Annotated in this window: 18 protein-coding genes, 1 tRNA gene and 2 rRNA genes; 3 read left to right on the top strand and 18 right to left on the bottom strand. The window is 40.4% G+C overall.

Annotated features, from left to right (window positions below):
* Positions 1–2: 2 nt before the first annotated feature.
* The 8 genes from BN8899_RS11105 to BN8899_RS11070 are packed head-to-tail and all read right to left on the bottom strand — an operon-like array spanning position 3 to position 7,886.
* A complete protein-coding gene (locus tag BN8899_RS11105) occupies positions 3–866 on the bottom strand; it encodes an aldo/keto reductase (RefSeq protein WP_018337458.1) in 864 nt (287 codons plus the stop codon).
* Positions 863–1,972 carry a sugar-transfer associated ATP-grasp domain-containing protein gene (locus BN8899_RS11100; RefSeq protein ID WP_065219485.1) on the bottom strand — a complete coding sequence of 370 codons (1,110 nt, stop codon included), beginning with the start codon at positions 1,970–1,972 and terminating at the stop codon, positions 863–865. Before BN8899_RS11100 ends, BN8899_RS11105 begins: the two co-directional genes overlap by 4 nt.
* An 11-nt stretch (positions 1,973–1,983) precedes the next feature.
* Complete coding sequence (locus BN8899_RS11095) at positions 1,984–3,096, bottom strand: DegT/DnrJ/EryC1/StrS family aminotransferase (protein WP_018337460.1); 1,113 nt, start codon at positions 3,094–3,096, stop codon at positions 1,984–1,986.
* Entirely contained in the window at positions 3,086–4,546 is a 1,461-nt protein-coding gene (locus BN8899_RS11090; protein WP_018337461.1) for a lipopolysaccharide biosynthesis protein, read from the bottom strand. The genes BN8899_RS11095 and BN8899_RS11090 overlap by 11 nt, the downstream gene beginning before the upstream one ends.
* On the bottom strand, positions 4,539–5,756 hold the full coding sequence (locus BN8899_RS11085) for a hypothetical protein (RefSeq protein ID WP_065219484.1): 1,218 nt from the start codon (positions 5,754–5,756) through the stop codon (positions 4,539–4,541). Before BN8899_RS11085 ends, BN8899_RS11090 begins: the two co-directional genes overlap by 8 nt.
* A gap of 27 nt (positions 5,757–5,783) precedes the next feature.
* A complete protein-coding gene (gene rfbA / locus BN8899_RS11080) occupies positions 5,784–6,659 on the bottom strand; it encodes a glucose-1-phosphate thymidylyltransferase RfbA (protein ID WP_065219483.1) in 876 nt (291 codons plus the stop codon).
* Between the two features lie 9 nt (positions 6,660–6,668).
* Positions 6,669–7,358, bottom strand: coding sequence for a hypothetical protein (locus tag BN8899_RS11075; RefSeq protein WP_065219482.1), 690 nt, complete (start codon positions 7,356–7,358; stop codon positions 6,669–6,671).
* A 3-nt stretch (positions 7,359–7,361) separates the two neighbouring features.
* Entirely contained in the window at positions 7,362–7,886 is a 525-nt protein-coding gene (locus BN8899_RS11070; protein ID WP_065219481.1) for a UpxY family transcription antiterminator, read from the bottom strand.
* Positions 7,887–8,392: 506 nt separating this feature from the next.
* Between BN8899_RS11070 and BN8899_RS11065 the strand changes: the two genes are divergently transcribed.
* On the top strand, positions 8,393–9,985 hold the full coding sequence (locus BN8899_RS11065; protein WP_065219480.1) for an outer membrane beta-barrel protein: 1,593 nt from the start codon (positions 8,393–8,395) through the stop codon (positions 9,983–9,985).
* 80 nt (positions 9,986–10,065) lie between these two features.
* Here BN8899_RS11065 and BN8899_RS11060 read toward each other — a convergent pair whose 3' ends face one another.
* Positions 10,066–10,911: a 3-hydroxybutyryl-CoA dehydrogenase gene (locus BN8899_RS11060; protein ID WP_065219479.1), complete on the bottom strand. Its 846-nt coding sequence runs from the start codon at positions 10,909–10,911 to the stop codon at positions 10,066–10,068.
* Between the two features lie 35 nt (positions 10,912–10,946).
* Positions 10,947–11,726: a short-chain-enoyl-CoA hydratase gene (locus BN8899_RS11055; RefSeq protein WP_065219478.1), complete on the bottom strand. Its 780-nt coding sequence runs from the start codon at positions 11,724–11,726 to the stop codon at positions 10,947–10,949.
* Positions 11,727–11,829: 103 nt separating this feature from the next.
* Between BN8899_RS11055 and BN8899_RS11050 the strand changes: the two genes are divergently transcribed.
* Positions 11,830–12,426, top strand: coding sequence for a MarC family protein (locus tag BN8899_RS11050; protein WP_018337469.1), 597 nt, complete (start codon positions 11,830–11,832; stop codon positions 12,424–12,426).
* A gap of 56 nt (positions 12,427–12,482) precedes the next feature.
* Here BN8899_RS11050 and BN8899_RS11045 read toward each other — a convergent pair whose 3' ends face one another.
* From BN8899_RS11045 to BN8899_RS11025, 5 genes are all read right to left on the bottom strand, one after another.
* On the bottom strand, positions 12,483–13,133 hold the full coding sequence (locus BN8899_RS11045; protein WP_018337470.1) for a tetratricopeptide repeat protein: 651 nt from the start codon (positions 13,131–13,133) through the stop codon (positions 12,483–12,485).
* A 137-nt stretch (positions 13,134–13,270) separates the two neighbouring features.
* Positions 13,271–14,626: a histidine kinase gene (locus tag BN8899_RS11040; protein ID WP_065219477.1), complete on the bottom strand. Its 1,356-nt coding sequence runs from the start codon at positions 14,624–14,626 to the stop codon at positions 13,271–13,273.
* A gap of 24 nt (positions 14,627–14,650) precedes the next feature.
* Complete coding sequence (locus BN8899_RS11035; protein ID WP_065219476.1) at positions 14,651–16,069, bottom strand: glycerophosphodiester phosphodiesterase family protein; 1,419 nt, start codon at positions 16,067–16,069, stop codon at positions 14,651–14,653.
* A gap of 21 nt (positions 16,070–16,090) precedes the next feature.
* A complete protein-coding gene (gene glpT, locus BN8899_RS11030) occupies positions 16,091–17,437 on the bottom strand; it encodes a glycerol-3-phosphate transporter (RefSeq protein WP_065219475.1) in 1,347 nt (448 codons plus the stop codon).
* A 43-nt stretch (positions 17,438–17,480) separates the two neighbouring features.
* The gene (locus tag BN8899_RS11025; protein ID WP_018337474.1) at positions 17,481–19,058 is read right to left on the bottom strand and encodes a glycerol-3-phosphate dehydrogenase/oxidase; all 1,578 of its coding nucleotides are present in this window, start codon (positions 19,056–19,058) and stop codon (positions 17,481–17,483) included.
* A 346-nt stretch (positions 19,059–19,404) separates the two neighbouring features.
* Between BN8899_RS11025 and BN8899_RS11020 the strand changes: the two genes are divergently transcribed.
* Positions 19,405–20,178, top strand: a complete 774-nt coding sequence (locus tag BN8899_RS11020; RefSeq protein ID WP_065219474.1) for a DeoR/GlpR family DNA-binding transcription regulator — start codon at positions 19,405–19,407, stop codon at positions 20,176–20,178.
* Positions 20,179–20,301: 123 nt separating this feature from the next.
* Here the strand turns inward: BN8899_RS11020 and BN8899_RS11015 are convergent.
* The 3 genes from BN8899_RS11015 to BN8899_RS20955 form a co-directional block, all read right to left on the bottom strand.
* Positions 20,302–20,375: transfer RNA gene (locus BN8899_RS11015), tRNA-Met, on the bottom strand.
* A gap of 35 nt (positions 20,376–20,410) precedes the next feature.
* A 5S ribosomal RNA gene (gene rrf / locus BN8899_RS11010) occupies positions 20,411–20,521 on the bottom strand.
* Between the two features lie 271 nt (positions 20,522–20,792).
* Positions 20,793–20,889: ribosomal RNA gene (locus BN8899_RS20955) — 23S ribosomal RNA — on the bottom strand; the annotation flags it as partial.

Genomic DNA, 20,889 nt, shown 5'->3' with positions numbered 1-20,889 from the left:
GATTATAGATATGCCAAAGTTTTTCTCGGATCACTACCAAAAAATCTATCCTGATTTAAAGAATATATTTTAGTCATCTCTTCCTCGGATAACTCAAAATCGAAAATATGTATATTTTGTACTAACCTTTCGGGATTTTTTGACCGAGGAATGGTGACACAACCTTGCTGAATAATCCAACGCAAAATAACTTGCGCAACCGATCTATTATGATATCTGGCAATATCCAATAATACGGGATGACACATCAACTCTGCCGCAGAAGCTCCCCTAGCAAAAGGAGAATGTGCTTCTATTTGAATTTCATTTTCGTTGCAATATTTAACCAAATCAAATCGATTATTTAATGGATGCATCTCGATCTGATTTACCATTGGGATTACATCCGATATCGTTTTCAATTTTTCTAAATGTGGTTCTAAAAAAGAAGAAACTCCAATAGCGCGGATATACCCTTCTTCATACAGTTTAATCATCTCCTCCCACATATATAAATAATACTTGGGATTAGGCCAATGAATCAAATACAAATCAATATAATCAGTTTTCAATCTGCGTAAAGTACTTTCAAAACATGTCTTCACGGATTTTACCTGCTCTCCTTTCAGATTATTATCAACTAATTGTTTCCATTCTAATTTTGAGGTAATGAAAATATCCTTTCTCTCGATTCCCAGAAATTTTAATGACCAGGCCAAAGAAGATTCATTTTTGTACAACCAGGCTGTGTCAAAATTACGATACCCAGCACGATAAGCATGCTTTACACTTTTGTACATTTTTATCCCACTTAAGGTATGCGTTCCTAATCCGATTATAGGCATTTCAACCCCATTATTCAAAATAACCGTATTACAATCCATCATTTAAAATAATACTTTTCAAACTTTTTCTTTAATCCGCCCGATACCATTTGATGAGCTGCCATTCCCCAATTATCATTACCTTCTATAAATAATACTCCATCTTTTGTTATGGCAAAATCCCAACCAACACTATGAACACCGTAAAACAACTGATGGCATCTAATAGCTTCTTTCATTGCCATATCAAAAAAAGGAACTTGGAATCCGTCAAAAGGGACTCCTGTATCAGGATGTTTATCTATTCGCCCTTCGTAAAGAGAGTAACCATATTTATCAAAATATCCCTGGTCATTTACATTTATAATTACGCCACCATAATGCCAGTTAGAAACCACTGCCTCGCGTGCTCCCATCAAAAACATACATCCCATTAATTCAATATTCCCACTCTTCAAATCCCGAACAGTCGTTATCCGTAAAGAGTTTACCGCATTCGGATATAATTCCGCCACTTTCGAGTGTTGGTTATTTATTCTTTCTTGTATAAAAAAGCGCTGAGAAGAAAGCATTTCCATTAATTCATCCATAGAAATTTTATTCCCGGCATAATACAATTTACCATCTGTCATGGATATAGCATATATTCCCACGCCGCCAATCCCATCTAGCGGCTTGAACATCAATTCCATTCCATTCTTTAAGACATCGGCAATATTCACATTACATTTTGAGGCAAACACGAACACATCTCCTTTGTCATATAGGCCAATCGTGCCTGGTACCGGGAACCCTAGCTGTTCCATAAAAATGGCGAAATAGAATTTATCACGTAAAATACCCGTATAACTATAGATATCTTTCGAAGGATGATTATTTAGATAATCCCGCCTATGCATATACACCCCATAATCGAGATATTCTTCTTGATTCCGCAAACCCTTCACATCAAAACCATACAGATAATAATATTCGTTCATGCGACCGTATTTCCGTATATATTTTTTTTGTTCATTAAAGATTTCCCGCTCAGATTTATGTTCCGAATCAGGGAAATAAGTTTTCCCATAATATTGGGAAGTATAATTCTTTAAATGTTTCACTTGACGAGGATAAACTCGAACACGGAAATATACTTTACGTAAAAAGAAGAGTAACTTATTTTTCATATGTTGTTCATTTAGCGTCTAATGACTGAAAGAACTCGCTCGACATCATGTCGAGAAAGATTATGGTGTATAGGCAAGCAGATAACACTATCAGCTAAATTGGTTGCCACAGGAAGCCTGTCTGCCGAAGAAGATTCCAGTCCTCTATAAGTCGAAAATGTGCTAATTAAAGGATAAAAATATCGCCGCCCCAGTATACCTAGCCCTTTCATTTTAAAATAAAGATCATCACGTGTCATCCCGTACTTTTCGGCATCCACAAAAATGGGGAAATAAGCATAATTGTGTAGGACACCAGGTAGATCCTCAAAGTAAGTAATTCCTCTTACATCTTTCAATACTTCTTTATACCACCCTGCAACCTCACAACGCAAACCAATAGCTTGCTCGACTTGTCTTAAATTCAAAATGCCATAAGCAGCACGAACCTCATCCATTTTACTATTAATACCGGGAGCTACCACTTCTGTTTCCCCGGCAAATCCAAAATTCTTAAGATAATCTATACGCTTCTTTGTCATTTCATCATGACATATAAGAGCTCCACCCTCTATCGTATTAAAAACTTTCGTCGCATGAAAACTTAATGTAGACATATCCCCCGCTTCCAGAATGGATTTACCATCCACTGTAACACCAAAAGCATGGGCTGCATCATATATTACTTTTAGACCGTATTTATCAGCTATCGACTTTATCTTTTCCGTATCACAAGGATTTCCATACACATGAACAGGCATAATAGCTGTAGTTTTCGGAGATATAGCTGCTTCTATCTTATCCGGATCAAGATTACCATTCCGAGGATCGACATCAACGAAAACCGGTTTTATTCCGTTCCACCATAAAGAATGTGTCGTAGCCACAAAACTATAAGGTGTTGTAATTACCTCCCCCGTAATACGTAATGCTTGCAAAGCCGTCATCAACGGTAATGTTCCGTTTGTAAATAAACTAATATATTGAACACCCAAATACTCGCATAACAATTCTTCTAGCCGTTTATGAAAATCTCCGTTATTCGTAATCCATTTAGAATCCCAGATTTCATTTAAACAAGCTGTAAACTCTTGCAGATTTGGTAACAAGGGAGAGGTCACAGTAATCTTCTCTTTATTTTCCATAACTAATTTTCTCCTTTAAACTCAAAGCTATATGTTTAATTTCATAGTATTCTTCCAATTTGAATAACTCACAAAGTGAAATGACCACAATACCACCAGAAATTATTTGCACGGGCAATAAAAGATAATTAGTCCAAGAAATAAAAGATATTGCCCAAACAACTCCCCCCATGAACAAAGCAATCAAAAAAGCAGGTAATACATCTTTAAACTGATCCGATAAAGAATAATGAATGGCTTTTCCTGCATAAAATCCACTTAAACAAAGACATAACAAATTGGTAAATACGCTTCCCCACAACATCCATTCTATATTTATAAATATACCGAATAATACCGGAATCGCCGCAAATATTCTTTTGACAATCTCTAACCGTAATAATAGACCTGATTTACCTTGAACTTGCAATAAATTGTTATTCAACATCTGTTGTGGATTAAGCATGCCTGAAAAACAGATGATTTGTAAAAAAGAAGCAGCTATCAACCATTTCTCTCCGATCAAAACCAAAATAACTTGATAAGATGCAGCCCCCAAACCTAGCATACAAGTAAATGCAATTAAGGTTGTAACTTTCACGATACGACGAAACCCATCTCTTAATCTTTCAGGATCATTCTCGATCGAACTAAGTACTGGATAACTCACTCTTTGAATAACACTGGCAAAATTTCGGGAAAATATTGTTCGAAATTGATTCGCTCGCGTAAATTGCCCCAATGTAGCCGGGCTATAGCATTTTCCGATAACAAATTGATATATTTCTTCCCAAATTGTATGTATAAGCCCAACGACAAGAACCTTTGACCCAAAACTAAAAAGCTGTTTAAAACTTTGTATGGAAAATTCAAAACGGGGAAACCATTCTCTACTATAAATCCATAAAAATATGGTAAAAAGAATCTGTCTTGAAATTTGTTGTGCAACTAAACTCCAAACACCAAAATCTTTTACAGCCATCACAATACCAACGATCCCGCTTGTTATTGAAGATATACATGATATTTTGGTTTGTGTTTTAAAATCAATATTTTTGGTCAATATTGTTTTTTGTATCAATCCCAACCCATTAATTATTACAACAATCCCCATTACTCGCGTAAGTATAATCAATGAATCATTATTGAAAAAATGTGCTATGGCTGGTGCCCCTATATATATCACGACATATAAAAGAATACTCAACACGATATTGAATAAAAACACGGTATTATAATCTGTATGGGTTGTATTTGTCTTCCTGATTAATGCACTCGAAAAACCACTATCCACAATACTGTTAAATACTGCTATAAAAATCATGATTATTCCAATAACCCCATATTCCGTTGGCGTCAATAATCGAGCTAACACCAACCCCACCAAAAAAGTAATTCCTTGATTTGCCAGGTTATCAGTTAAACTCCAAGCGACCCCTTTAACAGTCTTATTTTTTAAAGAATCAGCCATTCAAGGTCCCCTTTTTATTTGCCGTATATGCCGCTAATATCGGGATCGCCATTAAATAAATATAAAGCCAATATTCTTTCATTACATGATCTCTTATCATATTAGCAACCACATACAAAATAAATAAAGCCAATCCTGCCCGAGAATAATTCTTTCGTAATACGAAGATATAAAATAACAAAACCAACACGGTCCCCACAATCCCGTTCGTCACCAGTAAACGCCGCCAACCGGCAGAATTATTCCACCAACGACGAGCCAGATTTTCATACATATTCCCAATGCCAAAATATCGATCTTTTGACTCTATAAATCTAGAATAACGATACCTGAAAAACTCTGCATATCGATTATTACCAGCAATATCACCATCATCCGTAATCTCAAGCCGAGACACGATCATCTGATTTACAACATTATCTCCTCTATCTACGCTTATCGCAAAAATCGCACTGCCTGCTAAAACGGTTACTAACAATGTAGTATAAATAATTTTATGCCGAGAATAAATTAGCATATGCAATATCATTCCACCTATTAATAAACCGTATGCAGCCAACGATAACGAGAATAGAATACTTATGAACATAATCATACAATCCCACCGTTTCAGATTAAAACGATTCACGAACAACAAAAAAACACAAGTAGTACCCAAATGTCCAGGTTCTTGAAACATCCCCATAAAACGTGGTACTAATTCTTCTGTATAGCCATCCGATAAAAAGAAATAGTAATTCGTATGGGTATAAAAGACTCCATCATAAGTCGTATAATGAGGCAAGGGCACTCCCGACAAGAACAATACCCAGCCAACAAGAGAAACACTCAAAAGGACACCCAGAGATTTTGAAAAAATCTCCAATAATTTGATCTTAATCTTTAACGTTGAAACAATAATCACAGAACCGACTAAAAAAGTACAGATATAGCGAGATATGGAATCTAAATTGAACTGTACACAAAATGATAGTTGGTACAAACATAATATCCCCAAAAACACACAAAGATTAATCCCTGATGTAGTCACTTTAAAAACACCTCTTTTTTGTACAAATAAAAAGAAACACGTTGTTATAAAAGTAAATAAAGTAATAGAAATTCTTGCCAAAGGCCACGTTAATGACATATTCATTGACATGAAAACAAAAACGAGCACCCCTATTTCAAAAAAAACAAAAGAAGCACCTAAAATCGATCTAGTAGCCATTGTATTTAGTACATCATTTTTATGCTCTTATTCTTCCGCAATCCGTAATAAATATTTTCCATACGGATTGTTAGAAATGATCCTAGCATATTTAATGAGATTCTCCTTTATAATCCATCCCTTCCGATAAGCAATCGCTTCCAGACAAGCAATCTTCAGCCCCTGGCGTTTCTCGATGACCTCAACAAAAGTAGATGCTTCTGCCAAAGACTCATGAGTCCCCGTATCCAGCCACGCAAAACCACGTCCTAATAATTGAACTTTCAGTGCTTTATCTTTAAGAAACTCCTGATTGACTGTCGTGATCTCCAATTCACCCCGGGCTGATGGTTTTATGTTTTTAGCCACCTTCACAACCTGATTCGGATAAAAATACAATCCCACAACCGCATAGTTTGACTTCGGTTCTCGTGGTTTCTCTTCTATCGACAACACGTTTCCCGTCTTATCAAATTCAGCCACGCCGTAACGTTCCGGATCGGAAACCCAATAACCGAAAACCGTGGCTTTATTTTCCTGTTCTGCCGCTTTCACGGCTTCTGACAAGAGTTTTGTAAAGAAACTACCATAAAATATATTATCTCCCAACACCAGACAAGCACTATCATCCCCGATAAATTCCTCTCCGATAATAAAAGCTTGCGCCAGACCATCCGGACTCGGTTGCTCCGCGTATTCAAACCGGACGCCATAATCATCCCCATTACCCAACAATCGTTTGAAAGCAGGTAAATCCTGTGGGGTTGAAATAATCAGAATCTCACGTATATCAGCCAACATTAATACAGATACCGGGTAATAGATCATCGGTTTATCATATACCGGCAACAATTGCTTACTTACCCCCTTGGTGATAGGATACAAACGTGTTCCGGATCCTCCGGCTAATACAATTCCTTTCATAAAAAATATTTAAGAATTCAATCTCATTTTTTCGTATTCGCAAGTAGCAAGGACATCAAACCACAAAGTCAGAACGGCATAATCATCAGACTTCTCTCTCGCGGCAATTTTCCCAAAAGACAAAGCACTTTCATTCATTTTATCGTTTCCCACCGTATTATAGTATAAATCCTTAGCCCGATTTCTTTTCCATCTCTCCTCCATACTTATCGTATTTTTCTCTTCGTCCCATCCATCAATAATGTGCCATGCCCATTCTACATACTTCTTCTCGTTCATGAAATAAAAACAACTACATAACATCCGGCACATTTCTGCGGAACGACAGGAGGCTGCCGCCTCGTCTTTATTTTCCAGTAACCACAGAATTTCATAAGCACCGTCCAAGGCTTTATCCAGAATATTCATATCTGAGTACGTCAAGTAAGCATTCATTAAATCAGCCACATACCCGACTCGTTCCCCCGTGGGAATGGAAGCGTTCTCAACCAAGAGAGAGAGGACTCTTGCTATTTCTCGCACCCGTTCATGTATTTTCCAACGGGAACCGTAATTATCCTCCAGCCAAGGATAAACACGTACCATCGAGTATACCGCCAAATAACCATGCAGCAGGCTCGACAAGGAAGACACGGGAAAATCTTTCACACGCGTATTCCATACCTTCCGGTATAAATCCTTAAATACTTTCGTATCCATTTATTATCCTATTTTCTCTAAGAATGACCCCGGAATATACGAGGTCGCTATTGAAACCACACCTTCCAACCGAACAATGACTCTTTTATGACCTTTAATGCGTATTAATTCGCCTTCCAACCCGGCTAAAGGTCCCTTGATTACTCGTACTCGATCCCCTCGTTTTAATTCTTCATTAATCACTTCCACCGTACTCTCCGAAAAATCAAGCAAAAACATGAAATCACGCATTTGCTTGTCGGGAACGATTAAAGAATGACGAGTCTCGGGATTTTTTAAATAAATGACACTCACACCTTGCTCATTAATCAACGAAAAAGCAGTACTTTGATCTGTCCTGATAAATATTAGATGTGGTATTAAGATCACCCTCACGTCCTTTTTGCCGGAAGCTGTTTCCCGTATCTCTTCCCGTATTGCCAGATAGTTCTCCACCTCCAACCCATCCAATCTCTTTTTGATTGTCAATTCCTGATTTGTCTTCGTGTATGCCGCAAACCAGTGCAATTTTCTATCTCTATCCGACATGTTATCCTCTCGTGTATTTCATTCATTAAAACCGTCCGAATGCGCTTCGCGCACTAACCTTTTTTATCAGGAATCGACGTTTTTACCATGTGTTTCACATACCATCCTTAAACAGGTACAGTATATAAAAGCTGTCTTTTTCGGGAAGATGGATTTTGTTCAAATCTCACACACCACACTTCCGTATAATCCAGTCAAGAGAATTCCAGATTTTCCTACTAATTATTCCACATTATTATCTCTTTTTTGGACACCACAAAAGTATTAGCAGAAACTTAGAAAATGGTGACTATTCAAGGGCATTTATCTCACACGAAACACCTAATATCATAACATCGAATTATAAACTGACGCCTTGTACCAAAGTAAGTTCGCGGAAAATATTTATTTGCGTTTTACAAAAACACGAAATACATATTTTCATTTTATAGAAAAACACACAAGCAAACGCAAGGAATTCAAGGATACTCTTGTCATATCCACGTAAACAACAAACTGAATACATTATGAAGAAGAAGGGCTTCCAACTCATTTTCTCTTTCTTGACATTATGCGTGTGCTCTGAAATTCAAGGACAAGAGGACAACAAAAAAACAAAAAATACTTTCAGCGGATCGGTTTCGTTGAATTACGATTTCTCGAACAACTTCACGAGTAATATCAATCTAGGGTATAACCGAAAAAACTACGATCTGTACATGGACTATTCTGTTCATTCAGACCGAATTGAAACCAGTAGTGAACTGTCCCGACATTTTCAAAATAACACGATATTTCAAACCATAGAAACAGAGCAACACCATTTGAGCCATTTGATAAATCTGCAATTATATCTACGTCCCTCTGTCCACAATTCATTCCTTTGGGATTTCAAAATACACCTTCCAAAAATTACCACGAATCAAGATATAAATAACAATGAACACAATAGAACTGTTTCTGACAAAAAAATATTTGAAAGCACGTTGGCTTACAAGCACGTGTTCGAGCAAAACAGACACGAATTATCCGTGAACGGAATTTTCTCGTACACGAAGCACATCTGTCCCTCCAAATACCACGTGAATAACCTAATTGCCCATATATCAAGAAATAAAGAATCACCACAATATACCCGCGTGCAAATGAATTATCTAAAAATGCTATCTGGCGAAGGAAAGCTGGAAGCCGGAAAACGTCTTTTCCACGAAATAGGTTTACAGGCAGCCTTCGATTTGAATCGATCAACATTTTCCTTAACCGATCAAAAGAAAAACAGCAACCGCTTCTATCTCTACCCGTTACTGACCGTCAAATATAACTTGTCAGAGAATCAAGAACTAGCCTTTCACTTTACCCGACGAGCCTTCCGACCGGATTATATACAACTAAACCCGTCCATGACATATATCGACCGCATAACAACAGAGCAAGGCAACCCGGCATTACGTCAGGAAATCACGAACCGTTCGGAGATCACCCACTTGTACTCCGGCAAACAGGCTCAAGTACTCACAACCCTTTACTTCGAGGCAACCGAGAAATTCATCTCCCCGGTATACACGTTCGCCACGGATGACAAACTCGTGCTAAGTTACACGAACGGTACCATGCAAAATAAAATTGGATTGGATGTTGAAATTCCTCTCGAACTTTCCTCGTGGGTATCTGTAACCCCAGCATTTTCTTTTACACACACGCACACGTCCGGCAAGTTCGAGGGCATAAATCTTCATTCCGATGCTTTCTGCTGGATTGGCGACATCAGACTAGCATTAACTCCTCATAAATACACGGAATTTCAAGCAAATTTCTGCTACCGATCTCCCTCGAAAATTCCACAATTCAAATTGAAAGAAGACTATTTTTTTGATTTATCCCTCCGCCAAGGTTTTCTCAAGGATAGACTCCAACTTAGTTTCTCCGTTACAGATGTCTTCGATACTTCAGAATGGAACATTCGTTCTACTAGGAAACAGAATCCTATTAAAAATTATAGCAAAGAAGCCACGCATGCTTACTGGATCGGATTAACATTCCGTTTCAACTCGTACAAAACCAAAGAAGTCCCCGACGATCCACATCCGGTAAAACGTTCACCTATCCGCCTGGGACAATAAACAAACGAAAGCGATGGACGTTCACGTTGAACACCATCGCTTTCATATTACAATTTGCAACCAGCAATCTACAAACCCAATTATTTACGATAATCGTAAAAACCGATTCCGGTTTTACGTCCCAACAGGTTGGCACGTACCATTTTCCGCAATAGCGGATGCGGACGATATTTAGAATCTCCAAACTCATGGAACAAAACTTCCATGATAGCCAAGCACACATCCAAACCGATCAAATCACCTAAAGCCAAAGGTCCCATCGGATGGTTGGCACCCAATTTCATAGCCTCGTCAATCTCTTCTTTGGAAGCCACGCCATCGGCATAAATGCCGATTCCCTCATTAATCATCGGGATCAGAATACGATTCACGACGAATCCCGGAGCCTCGTTAACGCTCACGGGTGTTTTTCCAACCTCAGAAGCGATAGCCATCACCCGGTCATGAGTTTCCCGGGATGTCAATTGCCCGCTAATCACCTCTACCAATTTCATCATAGGAACCGGATTAAAAAAATGCATTCCGATCACTTTGTCCGGACGGTTTGTTGCAGCCCCAATCTCTGTAATGGAAAGTGAAGAAGTATTCGTTGCCAAGATAGCCTCCGGTTTGCAAATAGCATCTAACGTTTTGAATATTTCAACCTTAGTTGCCATATCCTCTGCAACCCCTTCGATCACTAAATCGACATCCTTACAATCCCCGTAATCCATCGTATCTTTGATACGAGCCGTGATTGCCTCTTTCTCGGCAGCTTCCATCTTGCCTTTTTCCACCAGTTTGGATAGACTTTTCTCGATCGCCTTGTGAGCTTTGCCGAGAGATGCTTCTGAACGACCTTTCAGCAGGACATCATGTCCGGCTTGCGCGAAAGTTTGGGCAATTCCATTACCCATTGTGCCTGTTCCTACAACGCAAATTTTCATGTTATCTAAAATTCATTTATTAAAAAATATTATCACTATCTTTTCTTAAAGTTAGCATTCCTCTTATTCAAAAAAGCCTGCATCCCCTCTTTCTGATCTTCTGTCGAGAAACAAAGCCCGAATAAATCAGTTTCAATAGAAATTCCGGTTTCAATATCGGTTTCCACGCCCCGGTTAATCGCTTCTTTAGCATAACGGACGGCAAGCGGAGCCTTGGACGCAATCTTCTTTGCCATCGCCATACTCTCGTCCATCAATGCCTCGGGTGCCACCACTTTATTTACCAAGCCGATACGATACGCCTCTTCGGCAACAATTACATCCGCCGTGTAAATTAATTCTTTTGCCTTGCCTAACCCCACGATACGGGACAGACGTTGCGTGCCCGAGAATCCCGGTGTTATTCCCAATCCCACTTCCGGTTGCCCGAATTTTGCTTTCACGGAGGCAATACGAATATCACAAGCCATGGCTAACTCACAACCGCCACCCAACGCAAAACCATTCACGGCTGCAATAACAACTTTGTTCAACAGTTCGATCTTTCTAAAAACAGCAGCCCCCAATTCTCCAAACGCTTTTCCTTCAACGGCATTCATCGTGCTCATTTGTGAAATATCCGCTCCGGCAACAAAGGAACGTCCCTCTCCCGTCAAAATAACCACATCGATACTATCGTCCTCTCCAATCTCGGTAAAAGCAACATCCAACTCTTTCAATATAATTGAGTTAAGCGCATTCAACGCTTCAGGATTATTGATCTTCACCGTACAAATATTCTCTTGCTTTTCTATTATTAATTTCGTGTAAACCATAGCTTTTCCGTATTATTATAATTCATTTTGATAACACCGCCTGTTTCCGTATCTTTGCAGACAAATTTACAACATTAATTGAGAATAAACCAACCTTTTTGTTATGAGTTTTTCAGAGTTTAGCATACAAGAATTAGCAAGTGCATTCATGGTACTTTTCGCCGTTATTGATATTACGGGAGCAGTTCCAATCATCATTGATATTCAAAAGAAAGGTCATACGATCAGTGCCATGAAAGCCGCTTTAGCCTCCTTTGTTATTTTGATCGCATTCCTTTACCTCGGCGATAAACTGTTAAACCTGTTCAGCGTGGATATATCCTCTTTTGCCGTAGCGGGTTCTCTTGTGATTTTCGTGCTTGCCGTGGAAATGATATTCGGAATACCCATTTTCAAGAATGACAGTCCTTCCGGCACGGCATCCATCGTTCCCCTCGTTTTTCCCTTGATTGTCGGGGCAGGAACACTCACGACCTTGTTGTCCCTGCGGGCAGAATATCATATAATAAACATTATTATAGCCCTGACGTTAAACATTATTGTGGTCTATTTCGTATTAAAGAATGTCACGCTGGTCGAGAAAGTATTCGGGAAAGGCGGTGTATATATATTACGCAAATTCCTCGGGATTATTCTTCTCGCTATTTCTGTAAAACTTTTCACCAGCAACCTCACATCACTAATCGATATATTTAAATAGTAAAGGGGCATTCAGCCCCTTTATTTCAATATTTTAGAAAACCCGACGATTAAACGTTACCTGCAATATCTATTGATATATGCATTCACGCTAGTTACCCCAAGGCTTTTCGCCTTCCGCCAGTCGACACATGCCTCTTTCCGTTTACCCGTTTGGAAATAAGCGATACCCCGATTCGCGTAGATAGCCCCGTTATCTTTGTTTAGCTTTAGCGAATACGTGTAATCCGGAATAGATTTAGCGTACTCGTTCTGTTTCAGGTAACAATTCCCTCGGTTCAGATAATAAGCATACACCAACTCGTAATCCTCCCCGTTTTTCTTTGAATACTGTATCGCCAGCGTATACTCTTTCACAGCCTCCGCGTATTTCTTCTGATTCTGGTAAAGATTCCCCAAATAATAACACAACTCGTCATCTTCCTCGAATATCTTCTTTCCCTTAATCAAATATTCTTTCAGCAGCGTAAGTTGATTCGTATGCGAACAAGCAACATTCAACGATAAATAAACCGCTCTCAAATTTGGATTAAGCCGATTTGCCGCAATTAACTTTTGCACGGCATCCTGATAATCCCCGTTTTCAATGTCCTTATTTGCTTCCTGCAACAATTCGATAGGTTTGTTTATCGCACTCACATCAACTTGACCTACCGCAATCTTAGACACGGCAACTACCGCCACCAAGAGTAAAGTAATTCTTCTCATAGTTTTCCCGCTAGATTAGTGTTTTGTGTGTTTTAAAAACTCAAAAATAATGAAACGGAATTAAAAATGCAAGAAAAATAGACAAGGGGAAACGTTAAAAACGTATCCCCTCGCATAGATTCTTATAAAATGGAACGTTAAAACGATACCATCAAACGTGCTTGTAGCTGATGAAAATTCTTATCCAGAGGATAATACACATTTTTCAAGTTACTATACTGGTATTCTCCCATCACCTTTATATAGGGACTAAAAGTGTAGTTAATTCCTACCGTGGCGGTATGCAAACGTCCTCCCCCGATACTGGTCGAGATAGGCGGGTAGTCGGAAACTACTCCATCCGGATAGAACACATGTTTACCGATCAAGAAAAAATCGCCTTTATTAATATCATTCAACTCGGTATAACTGTAACGTGCAACAACCTCCAAATCGCCTTTATTATTACATCCACCCAGCAAACCGTACTCGTCATCATACTCGTACCCGTTTCCCCGGATTAAATACCCCATCTCCGCGTAAGCACCTTGAAATTTGGAACTTCTTATCGGATTTCCGGCTAACCATGACTCCTGCGTCGTCCAACTCCATACGCCACCCAACTGGTTCTCAAAAAGCTCCCGGTCATTCCTTTTCTTGTAAATACGCTTGTAAATATACTCCCCTCTGAAGAACCAATAATTAGACTTCACCAACACCTCCGGTCCGAAAGTAATCGTGTTTTTCGCCCAGGGCACATCGGCATGCAAAAATTTAGTCGTCGCATCCACGTAAGTCTGCATATTCGACTCCAGCTCCATGTTTGTCCGGAAAACATTATCTACAACCATCCCCGTGTTCGTTCTACCATAATGGAAAGTAGCCCCGATATGTAAAGTAACATCCTCGTCATTAATCGGTTTGTATAACCAACGCCCGCTAAGGCTCACCCCTTGGAACCCGGATATCTGGTCATTATACTTGTTCTCGGCAAAAATACCTTGGTCTGCAAAGAAACGGGCATCATAATACTTGTAAGTGATACCCAGACCACGTCCGGCAGACAATGCCATCGCGGGAGCTGCACGTGCAATAAAATGATAATTATACAAGCTGGCATTCAGGCTCATGCTTGACGGTTCATTGAAATACCCGGCTCTCAAACTATGAATCCCGAACGGCGACTCACAGAAATTATAACGAACGAAAATATTCTTTTGAGTGAATTTTCCCTTCGAGAAATCGAAATCGGCATAAAAATAGAATTGTTTATACGTCAACGAAGTACGAATACGGGCATCGGTAATCGCCGCACCGGACTTCATCGGGGTATATTCCGAATGGTAATAAGCAACATCGGCAAACAGACGGGCTCCCGCGGTAAACCGAAGTCCATTCTCCTTATTTATATATTGCAGCAAGGGATTGAGTACATCCTCGACCTGGGCTTTTACCCCATGAGATGACATCACGAGAGCCACGAACATCACGGGAAATAATATATATCTTTTCATACTGATCTGCATTTTAATGATGATTTAGTATCCTAATCTTTCTAACACAACTCTCGCATCCACCAACTCCTGTGATGCCGGACTCTTTCTCCATCCCTGCGTAATCATGTAATTGATACTCATATCGGAATGATTCGTGAATAATGCATCCAAGTAAGGAGCTTTATACTTTCCGTCGATCTCTACGCCGAAATTATATTGCCCGAAATACTTTGCCATCTGGTCATACGTGTCAAAAGAATAAGGATGATTCTTCATACCCGCCTTGTGAATCAAGTAATTCTGCCATGGGTTATTCAACTCCGGGTAATCATTCGGGGCTCCGGCAATACACGGACCGATAAAATGAGCCTTGTACTTCACGCCCAGATTAATAAACGAAGCATACCCTAGCGGGTCATCATACGTCAGATCCGTCGCCCCCGTTCCTTTCCACAACAAGAAACACATCGGCACCTGTCCCTTGAAATGTTCGGCAACACGCACCAAACTCTCCAAAGAGAAGGTTTGTAAAATCACTTTCCCGTTCGTGTTACCCGTGTTCACCTTACCATTCACGTAAAAAGGCGTACCTTCTGCCTCCGGCTTGGTGATAATATTCATATCCAAACGATCCAGCTCATTATAAACCAATTCTTCAAACCCGGTCGGATTCAACCACGGTTCCTTGAACTCGATATAGATACCCGGTCTGTGTCCCGAGTCTTCCGGATCTGCCTCATACTCGAAAGTATATTCAATCAAATCAGCCGTTCCACTCAAACTCTTGATCTTCTTCCCGGTTTTCTGCCCTATCGTGAAAACACGTTCTCCACCGTTCCTCTTCAATATTTTGCCACGGGCAAAATTAACAAGGTCTTCCAGCGTAGACACGTACTGGTGCACTGTCGAATAAGCCGGGCGTGCCTGTTCGATACTCGTTTCGTTAAACCACGTTCCTGCATCCAGCATGGACAATTCTTCGTAAGTGTAATAAGCCGGCAGATTCGGCACGAAATTCTTCGCATCCACCCGGGTGAGTGAATCAGCCTCAGTTTCCGTGTACCCGATTTTCTGGTAATACGCTTTGCGTATATCGAACGGCAACGTTTCTCCGAATACATTTTCGATATTTGTCGTGCGTTTCAAGTTGTCATCGTGCAAAGCAAGCACAACCCCGTCCTTCGACACTTGCATATCACATTCCAGGTAATCAGCTCCGATTTCCCTTGCCCAACGATAGGCTGCCTCTGTCTCCTCCGGCGCCCAGAAAGTCGATCCCCGGTGAGCAACAACAGCATACTCCGGCACGTAATCCCGAACTTTTATCATGTCCTCCGTGAGATGATCGAGATCCACCCGATCCACGTCAACATTGATGTTGTTGAATTTTTGGTCTTCACACGACATGACTAAAGCCAATAGCCCGCATGCCATTGCTGCATGAAAAAACTTTTTGATCATAGTTTTTGAATTTTAGAGCGGTTAATGTTTGTTTTCTCCTTTCACTAAATATTGTTCCTCTTTCACTGTAAATGCGGTGAATATAAATGCAAGAGCACACGCTGCCAACAAGATGATAAAACTCCAGTCCCATCCTAAATTGTCAACCACGTATCCCAACATGATATTCGCCAAAAGCGCCGTTCCAAAAAAATACCCGAAGAAACCGGTTAACCCGGCAGCCGTTCCGGCAGCTTTCTTTGGGGCAAGGTCCAAGGCATGTACCCCGATTAACATTACGGGTCCATAAATCAGGAACCCGATAGCAATCAGAGAAATGCTATCCATCACAAGATTATCTTTTGTTTGCCAGTATATAAATACAAATAAAGCCACCAACACCATATAAGTCATCGTGGTGAGCGCACGTCGTCCCTTGAACACGTGGTCACTCACGATACCGCAAATAATCGTCCCGGGGATTGCCGCAATCTCGTAAGCCGAATAAATCCAACCTATCGCGCTACTGTCATACCCTTTCACGTCCTTCAAATAAGTCGGAGCCCAGTCCAACACCCCGTAACGCACCAGATAAATAAAAGCATTAGCAATCGCTATATACCATAATATCTTGTTATTCAATACATATTTAAAAAATATCTCCTTTGCCGTCAATTCTTCTTCCGACTTGGCACTATAATTTTTCGGGTAATCATTACGATATTCCTCGATAGGCGGCAATCCCTCCGACTGCGGTGTATCCCGGATTAGCACGAGAGCTATCACTGCAATAACAAGGGCGACAACTGCCGGGAAAACAAACGTGGCAGCCTGCCACGAACCAAACCATACCAGTCCCAACGAGAACATGATCCCGACCAAACTTCCTCCCACGTTATGCGCCACGTTCCATATTGACATTTTTGTCCCGCGTTCGTTATGCGAGAACCAATGAGTCATCACACGTCCGCAGGGAGGCCAGCCCATACCTTGAAACCAACCGATCAAGAACTGCGTGATAAACATCACCGCAATAGAAGACACCCCGGCACTCGTTCCTAAAAACAAAGTAACGACAGCCGACAACAGTAAACCTAAAGGCAAAAATTTGCGGGCACTACTCCGGTCAGAAACACCTCCCATCAAAAATTTCGATAACCCGTAAGCAATAGCATTTGCCGAAAGAGCTACTCCCAAATCTCCTTTATCAAATCCCAATTCCTGCAAATAAGGCATTGCCAGAGTAAAGTTCTTTCTGACAAGATAGTAACCCGCATAACCGATAAAAATCCCGAGGAAGACCTGCAACCGTAATCTCTTGTACGTTGGGTCGATCTTCTCTTTAGGTAATAAAGGTTTGTGGGGTTCAGGTTTTAGAAAACTCCACATGATATTCGTTTTTATAAATTATTGATTCTTACATCAGCTAAGATCAAATAATGATCTTAGCCGCAATATAATTTTCAGCCAATTCGGTAAATTCCTTTACCTCCTCGTCAATCCATGCCTGATCTTTCCCGAGTTCTTTCGCCATCACTTCCGCTACTTTAGGAGCTGCTTTAATAGCTTCTCTCGCGTCAACAAACAGCAAACGAACCCTCCGCGACAAAACGTCCTCCACCTCTCTCGCCATCTCTTGGCGAACAGCCCATACGACCTCCGCCACGGTATAGTCATATTTGTCCGAGAGCTTCTCCCCGTACTCCGGATGATCAGCAATCAATTTCAAAATAGCATCCTGGTCACTCCCGTAAACGTACATATGATCCTTCAAGTTCGGGTTCTTACGATACCCGTGGATATGGAATTTCTGTGTTATACATTTTCTCGGTTCCAGCAATTTAAGCGCGATTACTTTATCCACCGTGTCTTCTGCCATTTTCCGATAGGAAGTCCACTTTCCTCCCGTGATAGTGACCAGATTATTATCCGAAACAATAATCTTATGTCCCCGGGAAAGCTCTTTCGTACTCTTGCCCTCGTGCTTCGGGGCTGCCAAAGGACGTTGTCCCGCGAACACAGATTCTATGTCGTCATACGTGGGAGCCGGATCCATGTATAAAGAGGCGGTCTTTAAGATAAAATCAATCTCCTCTTTCAACGGTTTCGGTTCAATCTCCGGTACCGGACGCATAATATCCGTTGTACCCACGACAACTTTATCATGCCAAGGCACGGCAAATAGTACACGCCCATCGCTTGTCTTAGGCACCATTATCGCGTAATCACTTTTCAAGAACTTCATATCCAACACGAGATGAACCCCTTGACTAGGGGTCACCATCTTGCTATGTCCCGGAGAATCCATTGCCATCAAATCGTCGACAAGAATACCACAAGCATTCACCACGCTTTTGGCAGCCAATTGCATTTCCTTGCCCGATTCTATATCCACAAATTTTACTCCTGCCACCTTTCCATTCTTATCATGTACAACACCAGACACTTTCGCTTTATTCAATACCACTCCGCCATTCTCGACACAAGTCTGTGCAAGATTTATTGCCATCCTCGAGTCATCGAATTGCCCGTCATGATACACGATTCCTCCCTTCAACCCTTTCTTCACGGATGTCGGCAAATATTCCATCACCTTTTTGGACGAAATAAACCGGCTTCTTCCGTACCCGAAGCCAAATGATAGTAAATCATAAAAAGTCAATCCGCAGAAATAAAGAAAATTATCCCAATACGTATAATTTGATATAACAAATGCCTGATCTTTTACCAGATGCGGAGCGTTCGCTTTCATTCTTCCCCTCTCTCTCAATGCCTCCAACACCAAAGCAACATCACCTTTTTGTAGATAACGTACACCACCGTGTACCAATTTTGTACTTCTACTTGAAGTACTTTTTGCAAAGTCCGCCATTTCAAGCAGGACGACACTATATCCTCGTGTTGCAGCATCAACGGCAACACCTAAACCCGTGGCTCCACCTCCTACTACAACCATATCCCATACCTTACCGGATTCTTGAACTTTATTCAACATATCCTCTCGGTTCATAACGCAGTTATTTATTTGTTTTACAATCTATTATACTTCAACAAACAATCAATTCTCTCTACGAAAAACTATCCGATCTATCATGCGTATATGCACGTAAATCACTATATTAAGACAACTATCCTTTTCTTGCTATTGGTATCAGTCAATTCGACAGAGCTGAATTTGACCATCTTTGGTATCGAAATCATTTACGGAAATAGACTGTAAAAGTTTCTTTTTTTTTAGAAATAGGCAATATTCATTTAAAATAAATTACTATCTTAGTCATATCCTTTTATAAGGACAAACTATTATTTATATGTGTGCGTAAATCATTGAGAGTATTATTGATAATCGGAAAGAAATGAAAACATTATCTTTGAGCGAAAGACACAGTTACATTCTCGAATTGTTGCGGCAACAGGGATCTGTTTCTGTTATTGATCTTGCTAATCAACTAAAAGTATCTTCCGTAACCATACGTAAAGATCTTACACTGCTTGAGGAGAAAAAAATGTTATACCGTACTCACGGGAGTGCTATATTGATCAATCCTTACATCAATGACCGGCATGTCAATGAAAAAGAAAAATTATATACCGAAGAAAAACGTCTTATTGGAATGCAAGCAGCGAATTTAATCACGCCCGACGATTCCATTATCATTGCCTCCGGAACCACAATGCACGCCCTAGCTCGTCAGATCAACCCCCAAGGGCATCTTACCGTAATTACTTCTGCTATTAATGTGACGCATATACTTGCTTGCAATAAAGATATCGACATTATTCAATTGGGTGGACTCGTGCGGAATAGTTCTGTATCTGTCGTGGGAAGCTACGCAGAGAAAATGCTGGAAAATTTTTCTTGTAGTAAATTGTTTATGGGAGTCGATGGTATCGATTTGGAATATGGTCTATCCACAACCAACATGATGGAAGCCAACCTCAATCAAGTCATGATGAAAGCCGCTCAAAAAACCGTAGTCCTTGCAGACTCTTCGAAATTCAGACGCAGAGGTTTCGGAAAAATTTGCGAGCTGGATGCAGTGGAACATATCATTACCGATAGTCATATTCAACCCAAGATTTTAGACGAATTAAGAGAACGAGGACTAGAAGTCACCATTGCAGAATAAGGGATAAACAATCGCACTTTTCATGTAACAAGCATTTATTTTTCAGCAAAGTCAATACCAAAATAAAAATAAAAAAAAGATCTCCGATTTCTCGGAGATCCTTTTAGCACTAACTTTACTTTGTAGCGAGAGGCGGGCTTGAACCGCCGACCTCATGATTATGAATCATGCGCTCTAACCAGCTGAGCTACCTCGCCATAAATCACTGCTAAAAAATACCAGTGATTTGGAAATTTGGCATCGACCTACTCTCCCACCTTTCGGCAGTACCATCGGCGCTAACGGGCTTAACTTCTCTGTTCGGGATGGGAAGAGGTGGATCACCGTCGCTATAGACACCGTTTAATAAAATTGAAAATTGAAAGTGGAAAATTGAAAATGAATTCCCAATTAACGTCTATCTTTCAACTCCCGTCACTCCAGCGTGGCACTCTTGCCACAGTGACAAATATCTTTAAAGTTCGTTATTTATTCATGCCTTGAAAACCTAACGTTGCATCTTGATCCTGGTGACATTTCACCATTTTCAATTCTCAACTGTCAATTTTCAATTACACTTGTCAAACTTGTTTTGACAAGTGACCGGAACGTTAATCGAATCATCTCACCCACCGAACGTCAACTATCGGGTGATTAGTACCACTCGGCTTTGCCGTCGCCGGCTTTACACCTGTGGCCTATCAACGTCGTCGTCTACGACGACCCTAGATG

Source organism: Butyricimonas sp. Marseille-P2440 (assembly GCF_900091675.1).
GTDB lineage: Bacteria > Bacteroidota > Bacteroidia > Bacteroidales > Marinifilaceae > Butyricimonas > Butyricimonas synergistica.
The sequence above is the reverse complement of the archived record's forward strand: the minus strand, read 5'-3'. Positions and strand labels throughout refer to the sequence as shown.

Coding starts and splice junctions, on each gene's coding strand:
- glpT (WP_065219475.1), bottom strand. CDS start 17,437: ATGTGGAGTTTTCTAAAACCTGAACCCCACAAACCTTTATTACCTAAA.
- BN8899_RS11100 (WP_065219485.1), bottom strand. CDS start 1,972: ATGAAAAATAAGTTACTCTTCTTTTTACGTAAAGTATATTTCCGTGTT.
- BN8899_RS11095 (WP_018337460.1), bottom strand. CDS start 3,096: ATGGAAAATAAAGAGAAGATTACTGTGACCTCTCCCTTGTTACCAAAT.
- BN8899_RS11085 (WP_065219484.1), bottom strand. CDS start 5,756: ATGGCTACTAGATCGATTTTAGGTGCTTCTTTTGTTTTTTTTGAAATA.
- rfbA (WP_065219483.1), bottom strand. CDS start 6,659: ATGAAAGGAATTGTATTAGCCGGAGGATCCGGAACACGTTTGTATCCT.
- BN8899_RS11060 (WP_065219479.1), bottom strand. CDS start 10,911: ATGAAAATTTGCGTTGTAGGAACAGGCACAATGGGTAATGGAATTGCC.
- BN8899_RS11065 (WP_065219480.1), top strand. CDS start 8,393: ATGAAGAAGAAGGGCTTCCAACTCATTTTCTCTTTCTTGACATTATGC.
- BN8899_RS11045 (WP_018337470.1), bottom strand. CDS start 13,133: ATGAGAAGAATTACTTTACTCTTGGTGGCGGTAGTTGCCGTGTCTAAG.
- BN8899_RS11035 (WP_065219476.1), bottom strand. CDS start 16,069: ATGATCAAAAAGTTTTTTCATGCAGCAATGGCATGCGGGCTATTGGCT.
- BN8899_RS11075 (WP_065219482.1), bottom strand. CDS start 7,358: ATGGATACGAAAGTATTTAAGGATTTATACCGGAAGGTATGGAATACG.
- BN8899_RS11040 (WP_065219477.1), bottom strand. CDS start 14,626: ATGAAAAGATATATATTATTTCCCGTGATGTTCGTGGCTCTCGTGATG.
- BN8899_RS11070 (WP_065219481.1), bottom strand. CDS start 7,886: ATGTCGGATAGAGATAGAAAATTGCACTGGTTTGCGGCATACACGAAG.
- BN8899_RS11020 (WP_065219474.1), top strand. CDS start 19,405: ATGAAAACATTATCTTTGAGCGAAAGACACAGTTACATTCTCGAATTG.
- BN8899_RS11050 (WP_018337469.1), top strand. CDS start 11,830: ATGAGTTTTTCAGAGTTTAGCATACAAGAATTAGCAAGTGCATTCATG.
- BN8899_RS11025 (WP_018337474.1), bottom strand. CDS start 19,058: ATGAACCGAGAGGATATGTTGAATAAAGTTCAAGAATCCGGTAAGGTA.
- BN8899_RS11090 (WP_018337461.1), bottom strand. CDS start 4,546: ATGGCTGATTCTTTAAAAAATAAGACTGTTAAAGGGGTCGCTTGGAGT.
- BN8899_RS11055 (WP_065219478.1), bottom strand. CDS start 11,726: ATGGTTTACACGAAATTAATAATAGAAAAGCAAGAGAATATTTGTACG.
- BN8899_RS11105 (WP_018337458.1), bottom strand. CDS start 866: ATGATGGATTGTAATACGGTTATTTTGAATAATGGGGTTGAAATGCCT.